This is a genomic window from Bacteroides fluxus YIT 12057, assembly GCF_000195635.1.
GTDB lineage: Bacteria > Bacteroidota > Bacteroidia > Bacteroidales > Bacteroidaceae > Bacteroides > Bacteroides fluxus.
Genome location: NZ_GL882623.1, coordinates 71423 through 78668, shown reverse-complemented (window position 1 = coordinate 78668; position 7246 = coordinate 71423). Strand labels below are relative to the sequence as shown.

Annotated in this window: 4 protein-coding genes; 2 read left to right on the top strand and 2 right to left on the bottom strand. The window is 46.6% G+C overall.

The window, feature by feature from the left end:
- Both HMPREF9446_RS19055 and HMPREF9446_RS06145 read left to right on the top strand, forming a co-directional pair.
- The coding region (locus tag HMPREF9446_RS19055) for an FAD-dependent protein (RefSeq protein WP_009124604.1) at positions 1 to 481 on the top strand (481 nt) is incomplete at its 5' end.
- Positions 482 to 617: 136 nt separating this feature from the next.
- Positions 618 to 4601 carry a hybrid sensor histidine kinase/response regulator transcription factor gene (locus HMPREF9446_RS06145; RefSeq protein ID WP_009124603.1) on the top strand — a complete coding sequence of 1328 codons (3984 nt, stop codon included), beginning with the start codon at positions 618 to 620 and terminating at the stop codon, positions 4599 to 4601.
- 63 nt (positions 4602 to 4664) lie between these two features.
- Here HMPREF9446_RS06145 and HMPREF9446_RS06140 read toward each other — a convergent pair whose 3' ends face one another.
- Both HMPREF9446_RS06140 and HMPREF9446_RS06135 read right to left on the bottom strand, forming a co-directional pair.
- Positions 4665 to 5171, bottom strand: coding sequence for a flavodoxin (locus tag HMPREF9446_RS06140; protein ID WP_039968724.1), 507 nt, complete (start codon positions 5169 to 5171; stop codon positions 4665 to 4667).
- A gap of 23 nt (positions 5172 to 5194) precedes the next feature.
- The gene (locus HMPREF9446_RS06135; protein WP_009124601.1) at positions 5195 to 7231 is read right to left on the bottom strand and encodes an alpha-ketoacid dehydrogenase subunit alpha/beta; all 2037 of its coding nucleotides are present in this window, start codon (positions 7229 to 7231) and stop codon (positions 5195 to 5197) included.
- Positions 7232 to 7246: the final 15 nt, after the last annotated feature.

Sequence of the window (7246 nt, the reverse complement as noted above, 5' to 3'; positions counted from 1 at the left end):
TTTCTTGAATGAAGAACCTTTCTTGAATGAAGAATTAAGGATGATGTACTTCCAGGAACATTTGGAACGTTTGTGCTGGCAACAAGGCAACATGAAACAAACCGCACCGGCACAGCGCATGGCGGATTTTACCAGAAAGAAATTGAGTTACGACCTGCCCGAAAGCTCGTACGCTCCGGGACTGGTATCTTCCCCGCTACACTTCTGGATGCCGGCCTTTATTGCAGACAGGCTGAGCAAGGGATTTCAGCAATTCGGCAAATACAGCCACGGCTTCCTGACAAATGAAGCAATACTGATTGGAGTTGAAACACGCACATCAGCGCCCGTACGCATCATCAGAGACAAGGAAACCCTGCAACACGTCCGTATCAAAGGGCTGTTTCCTTGTGGAGAAGGAGCCGGATATGCAGGAGGAATTGTCTCCGCCGGCATAGACGGAGAACGTTGCGCAGAAGCTGCCAAAGCATTCTTGAATTAACACTACTTCTTCCCAAAGCGCATAAGCCTGCTCTACAAAAGCAGGCTTTTTCTTTGCACGCCTCAATCTTTTTTGCTTATTTTGTAAACTATTATAACATGTGACATGTTATATATGCTTTATAACACAACTTTGTATGAGGTTCATTGTAAGTATTGTATATTTCTTGTTTTATTTGACTTTTATATCCACCGCGCAAACTTATAAATATATAGGTGTAGAAGATGGACTAAGTAACCGAAGAATTTTCAGTATAAAAAAAGACTCTACGGGTTACATGTGGTTTCTCACCAACGAGGGTATGGACCGTTACAACGGAAAGGAAATAAAGCATTACAGACTTACCGGAGATGAAGATACCAGATTGAACTCTCCGATACGCCTCGGATGGCTATACATAGGCAAAAACGGTGAATTATGGGCAGCCGGCAAAAGCGGACGTATCTTCCAGTATAATTCCAAGTACGACCATTTCATCAATATCTATAAACTACCCAAAATACCGGTCAGTGTCAGCTATAGCCACAAGGACCGGCAAGATAATATATGGCTGTGTACCAGATACTCCATTACCTTATACAATACCGTAAACAAGCAAGCCTTGCTGCTGCCCAATATCCTTAAAAGCAACATCACGGACATTGAACAGGCCGATGACAATCACTTTTTCATAGCCACGGAAAAAGGCATCCGCTACGTTAAATTAGGAAACCGGTCATTGGAAATCATCCCCATCAAGAAGCTCGACAATATCCAGGCGCAAATCAGTGAACTGCACTTTCATCAACCAACCCAACGCCTGTTTATCGGTACTTTCGAGAAAGGTATATTTGCTTACGATATGCGCCATGACAAAATCATTCATTCAAACATGGATCTGAGCGATGTAAATATTGCCAAAATCATCCCTCTCAATGCTACCGAGCTGCTGATTGCGACCGAAGGAATGGGAGTGCACAAAATGGATATAGCAACCTGCCAATCGGAACCATATATCACATCTACCTATGAGAACTACAATGAGATGAACGGCAACAATATCAACGATATTTATATTGATAACGAAAAACGGATATGGTTGGCCAACTATCCCATGGGGGTGACTATCATAGACAACCGTTATAAGAATTACAACTGGATAAAACACTCTATAGGCAACAGGCAATCTTTGGTCAATGACCAGGTACATGCCGTTATGGAAGACAGCGAAGGCGACCTATGGTTCGGTACCAGCAACGGCATCAGCCTCTACAAATCGAAAACCGGCCAATGGCATTCATTTTTAAGTTCCTTCGACCAAGAGCTAAAAGATAAAAACCATATCTTCATCACCCTCTGTGAGGTATCACCCGGTGTTATCTGGGCAGGCGGATACACCTCGGGCATATACAAGATAAACAAAAAGGCCCTGTCGGTAGAATACTTTTCCCCTTATCTTCTCACACCGGCCAACATGCGTCCCGACAAATACATCCGTGACATAATAAAGGACTCCCAAGGTTATGTCTGGTCCGGAGGCTATTATAATCTGAAATGTTTTGACCTGGCCAGCAACGAAGTGCAACTCTATCCCGGAGTAAGTACCGTTACCGCCATTGCAGAAAAAGACAGTGTCCACATGTGGATCGGTACCTCCGGCGGACTATATCTCCTGGACAGAAACTCCGGCAAATATTACCCTATAGAACTGCAAGTGGAGTCCGGTTACATCAATACGCTCTACCAAGACAGGAACGGATTATTATATATCGGCACCAATGGCTCCGGATTGGTAGTCTTCGATATCCGGAACCATACTTTTGAAAACTATCATGCGGAAAACTCCGCGCTGGTTTCAAACAACATTTATACGATCCTTCCCAGAAGAAACGGCTCGATCATGATGAGTACGGAGAATGGCATCAGTTGCTTTTCAGTGGAAAGCAAAACATTCCGGAACTGGACCAAAGAACAAGGACTGATGTCGGCCTTCTTCAATGCCTCCGCCGGAACTTTACAAAAGGACAAAGGCTTTGTCTTCGGAAGTACGGACGGTGCCGTTGAATTTCCAGAGAATTCTAAATTTCCGGATTATATCTATGCTCCAATGATATTTACCGAACTCCACATCTCCTATCAGCCCGTCTATCCGGGAGACAAGAACTCCCCATTGAAAAAGGTTATCAACGAGACGGACAAACTGGACCTGAAATATAATCAGAACTCATTTTCCATCAAAATTTCTTCCATCAATTACGATTCTCCGGATAATGTCGCCTACCTTTGGAGACTGGAAGGTTTTTATGACAGATGGAACCGGTTGGGTGAGGAAAACCTGCTGCGTCTGACCAATCTGCCTTCCGGTAAATACACCCTGCACATACGCGCCATCTCCAAGGCAGAGCCATACCGTTCTCTCGAAGAACGAAATATCAAAGTCAACATCGCCTCTCCCCTATGGGCCAGTACATGGGCCATTATATGCTATATTCTATTGGCAACCTTGTTGTCGGGCATCGGCTACCGGATACTGGCCCTAAACAAACAAAAGAAAATATCCGATGAGAAGACCCGTTTCTTCATCAACACCGCCCATGATATCCGCACTCCGCTTACCCTCATAAAGGCACCTTTGGAGGAGCTGATCGAAAACAAGAAGCTGGACGACAAAGAAACAAACAGCATGAACATTGCACTGAGAAATGTAAATGCCCTGCTGCAGCTGACCAGTAACCTGATCAACTTTGAAAGGGCCAACGTCTATTCTTCCAAGTTATGTATATCCGAGCGTGAACTGAATACATACGTAAGGGAAATCTACCATACCTTCCAAACGTATGCCGAAACCAAACACATCACTTTCACCTACGAAAGCAACTTCAGCTATCTGGAGGCCTGGTTCGACAAGGAAAAGATGGACTCTATCCTGAAAAACGTCATCTCCAACGCTTTAAAATATACTCCCGAAAATGGCAGTGTAGCCATTCTGGTACATGAAACAAAAGACAATTGGAAGATAGAAGTCAGAGACACAGGAATCGGAGTCCCCGTGCGGGAACAAAAAAAGCTGTTCAAACTGCATTTCCGAGGCAGCAATGCCATCAATTCCAAAATAACAGGCAGCGGCATAGGCCTGATGCTGGTACGGAAGCTGGTACACCTGCATAACGGCAAAATCAATATAGAAAGTGCCGAACACCAAGGTACAACCATCCGGATGAGTTTTCCGAAAGGCAACGGTCATTTCCGGAAATCAGCTCTGGCAAATCCGGAAAAAAGGCCTTCCGATAGTACCAATGTCTTCAGCGCCCCGTTAAAGCTAAGTGAAACCCCGGCAGCCTCCAACGGTAACCTGCAAAAAATTCTGATCGTAGAAGACAACGATGAACTTCGCGCCTACCTGCTCCAATGCCTATCAAGTACCTACAATGTACAGGTTTGCAGTAACGGCAAAGAGGCTCTTGTCCTGGTAAAGGAATTCTGGCCGGAATTAATTCTTTCCGATATCATGATGCCCGAGATGGGAGGTGACGAATTATGCAGTGCCATCAAGAACGACATGGAGACATCCCATATTCCGGTATTGCTGCTCACCGCATTGGCCGATGAAAAGCACATCCTTGAAGGACTACAGATAGGAGCAGACGAATATATCGTCAAGCCTTTCAGCCTGAACATTCTAAAAGCGAGCATTGCCAATCTATTGGCGAACAGAGCTTTGCTACGCAGCAAATATACAAGTATCGAACTGGCTACGGATGAGTCCGCTCCTGCCGCCAATAATTACAACAGCCTTGACTGGAAATTTATCTCAGAGATAAAAAGGCATGTAGAAGGGAACATGAGCAATCAGGAGCTTACCGTAGATGTCCTGTGTTCGCTGATGGGCATGAGCCGTACCAGTTTTTATAACAAGCTGAAAGCTTTGACCGACCAGGCCCCGTCAGATTATATCCGGTTTATCCGGCTAGAACAAGCCGCGCAATTACTGAAAGAAGGGCAGCACTCCATTACAGAAATTGCGGAAATGACAGGTTTCTGCGACAGCAAATATTTCCGGGAAGTATTCAAAAAGCATTTCAAGGTCAATCCAAGCCAATATGCCAAAGGAGAGAGAGAAGAAGCGAGTGATGACCAGTGATTTGCCTATCGGGTACCGCAAAACGGCGATACCGGCAAACCACCAATCATCCGTCACTACTTGTTACAGCAGTTCTCTCTCCAACTGTCCGCACCATTCCCTGATGCGTTTATCCGTCAGTTTTGGCTGGTTCTCCATATCAATGACCAAGCCGCACCATTTATCGTCACGCAAGGCTCTGGAATGATTAAACGTATAGCCCTGTGCAGAAGTATAACCGACAAGGGTGGCACCGGCCTTCTCGAAAGCCTCACCAAGAATACCCAGTCCATCCACAAAATTATCGGGATAGTTCGCCTGGTCGCCCAGACCAAACAGGGCCACTCTCTTTCCTTTCAAGTCGAGAGTTTCCAGCTCGGGAACCAGCTCGTCCCAATAAGTAGGCAACTCTCCGTCAAACCAGGTGGAAACACCTACAACCAAGTTGTGGTACGATTTGAAGTCATCGCTCCACGCCTTCTCTACAGGAACAATATCCACGTTATCCTCCCCTAACGCCTCACGGATTTTCCGCGCCACCCGGGAGGTCTTTACAGCATTGGCTACATAAAATAATCCTATTTTCTTCATATCTTTCATTTCCTTCCTTTAAGTTAGAATTCCAGCAGTTTCTTCGCTGCTTCATAAATTTTATCCGTATCCGGCAAAATGGCACGCTCCAATACAGGATGAAAGCCAACCGGAGTAAAAGTAGAGCCGACCCGCTGAACCGGTGCATCCAGATAGCGGAACAAGTCGGAACCTATGCCGGCAGCTATCTCACCGCCAAAACCGGCAAAAACCTTATCTTCGTGCACCACCAAAGCCTTGCCCGTCTTTTTCACCGATTCGTATATCGTCTCCTTATCCAACGGTATCAGCGAACGGATGTCAATGACTTCCACGTTCCATCCCCCTTCTTTCTCCAACCGTGCGGCTACGTCCAGACAGAAATGGGTGGTGTTTCCGTAAGTAATGACACTAAGGTCTGAACCCTCGCGGCGGACACGTGCCTTTCCGAACGGCACCTCGAAATCTTCGGGAACCACTGAAGCAGCCTCAACGGAATTGTATAAAGCCTTAGGTTCAAGGAACAAAGTAAATCCACGGGAACGGATACTGGTACGCAGCAATCCTGCCGCATCGTCTGCAAAAGAAGGACATACGATCCGTGCACCCGGCAACGTAGCCAAAGCCCCCTCTATATTCTGCGAATGGTAAAGACCGCCACCGATGTAGCCACCGGAAGCAAGGCGTAGCGTTACGTTCGGCACAAACTTCCCGTTACTGCGCCAATATTCATGTGTACATTCCACATACTGTTCAACGGCAGGCCAAAAATAATCGGCAAATTCCGCCCCCTCTATCACGACACGGATTTTAGGATCGAAACGGCTCATGCCATTCGCCGTACCTACAATATAGTCTTCAGCTATAGGAGCACTGAACACACGCGATTCACCAAACTCCTGCTGCATGCCTTTCGTCACGTTGAACACGCCGCCCTTATCCTTATTGGCAACATCCTGTCCCCAAATAAAAGTATCGGGATTATGACGGAATTCCGCTTTCAGCGTATCATTAATAGCATTTACAAGAAACTTTTTCTCGCCTCCGGCTTCAGGATGCACCCCGTCTTTATACTTTTCCGGCTCGTACGGTTCGGGCAATACATAATCGAATATGGTCTTCGGATCAGGATCGGGCGCCGCAAGCGCTTTCCGGTTAGCTGCCGTAAGCTCCTTCCTGGCCCGTTCTTCGATTTCTTTCAGTTCCTCCTCCGTCAGCCGCTTATAACGCAACAACATTCTGCGGAACTTCATCAACGGATCCGCCTCTTTTACATAAGCCAATTCGCCTTCATCACGGTACAAGGTATGCTTGTCCGAATTGGAGTGTGAACCGATACGTACACAGTTCGCCTGTACAATCACCGGATTACGGTTCAACAGAGCATATTCACGCGCCTCGGCCATAGCATTCATGGAATCGAACACATCTTTTCCATTACAATGTATTATTTTCAGATTCTTGAAACCGGAGAAATTATCAGCCACTTTCCTGGCTGCCGTCTGGTCTTTTTTGGGGACGGAAATGCCATAGCCGTTATCCTGCCACACAAAAATAACCGGCAGGCGTTCAAGGCTCGCCCCGTTGACCGCCTCATAGACAAATCCTTCCGAAGCAGCCGATTCGCCGTGTGAAGTTATCACCACTCCTTTATGGCCGTAATAAACCATGGCACGTGCCACACCGGCAGCATGCAGATCATGCGTACCCGTTGCCGAGGAGATATTTTCTATATGCCATTCAGGTTTGGCGAAGTGATTGGACATGTGGCGTCCGCCGCTGCCCGGATCGGTAGCTTTGGAGATGCCGTTCAAGATAAGTTCTTCTACCGTCATACCGGCAGAAAGAACGGTCAGCATATCCCGGTAATAAGGGAACAGGAAATCTTCTCCTCGGGTGAAGACTTGTCCCATAGCCAGTTGTATGCCATCATGCCCGGCATAAGGGGCATGATAGGACCATCCCAGAGATTGCAATAGATAGGCGGGCGCTTTCTCGTCAAGCGCGCGTCCCAAAGTCATCAGGTAGTACCACTTCTTCAGAGATTCTGCATCCGTGGTTTTGATATCATATTTTTTCATAAGGGTCAAGGCATT

Excerpts from the sequence above, each read along its gene's own strand:
- HMPREF9446_RS06145 (WP_009124603.1), top strand. The coding sequence starts at position 618 with ATGAGGTTCATTGTAAGTATTGTATATTTCTTGTTTTATTTGACTTTT.
- HMPREF9446_RS06135 (WP_009124601.1), bottom strand. The coding sequence starts at position 7,231 with ATGAAAAAATATGATATCAAAACCACGGATGCAGAATCTCTGAAGAAG.
- HMPREF9446_RS06140 (WP_039968724.1), bottom strand. The coding sequence starts at position 5,171 with ATGAAGAAAATAGGATTATTTTATGTAGCCAATGCTGTAAAGACCTCC.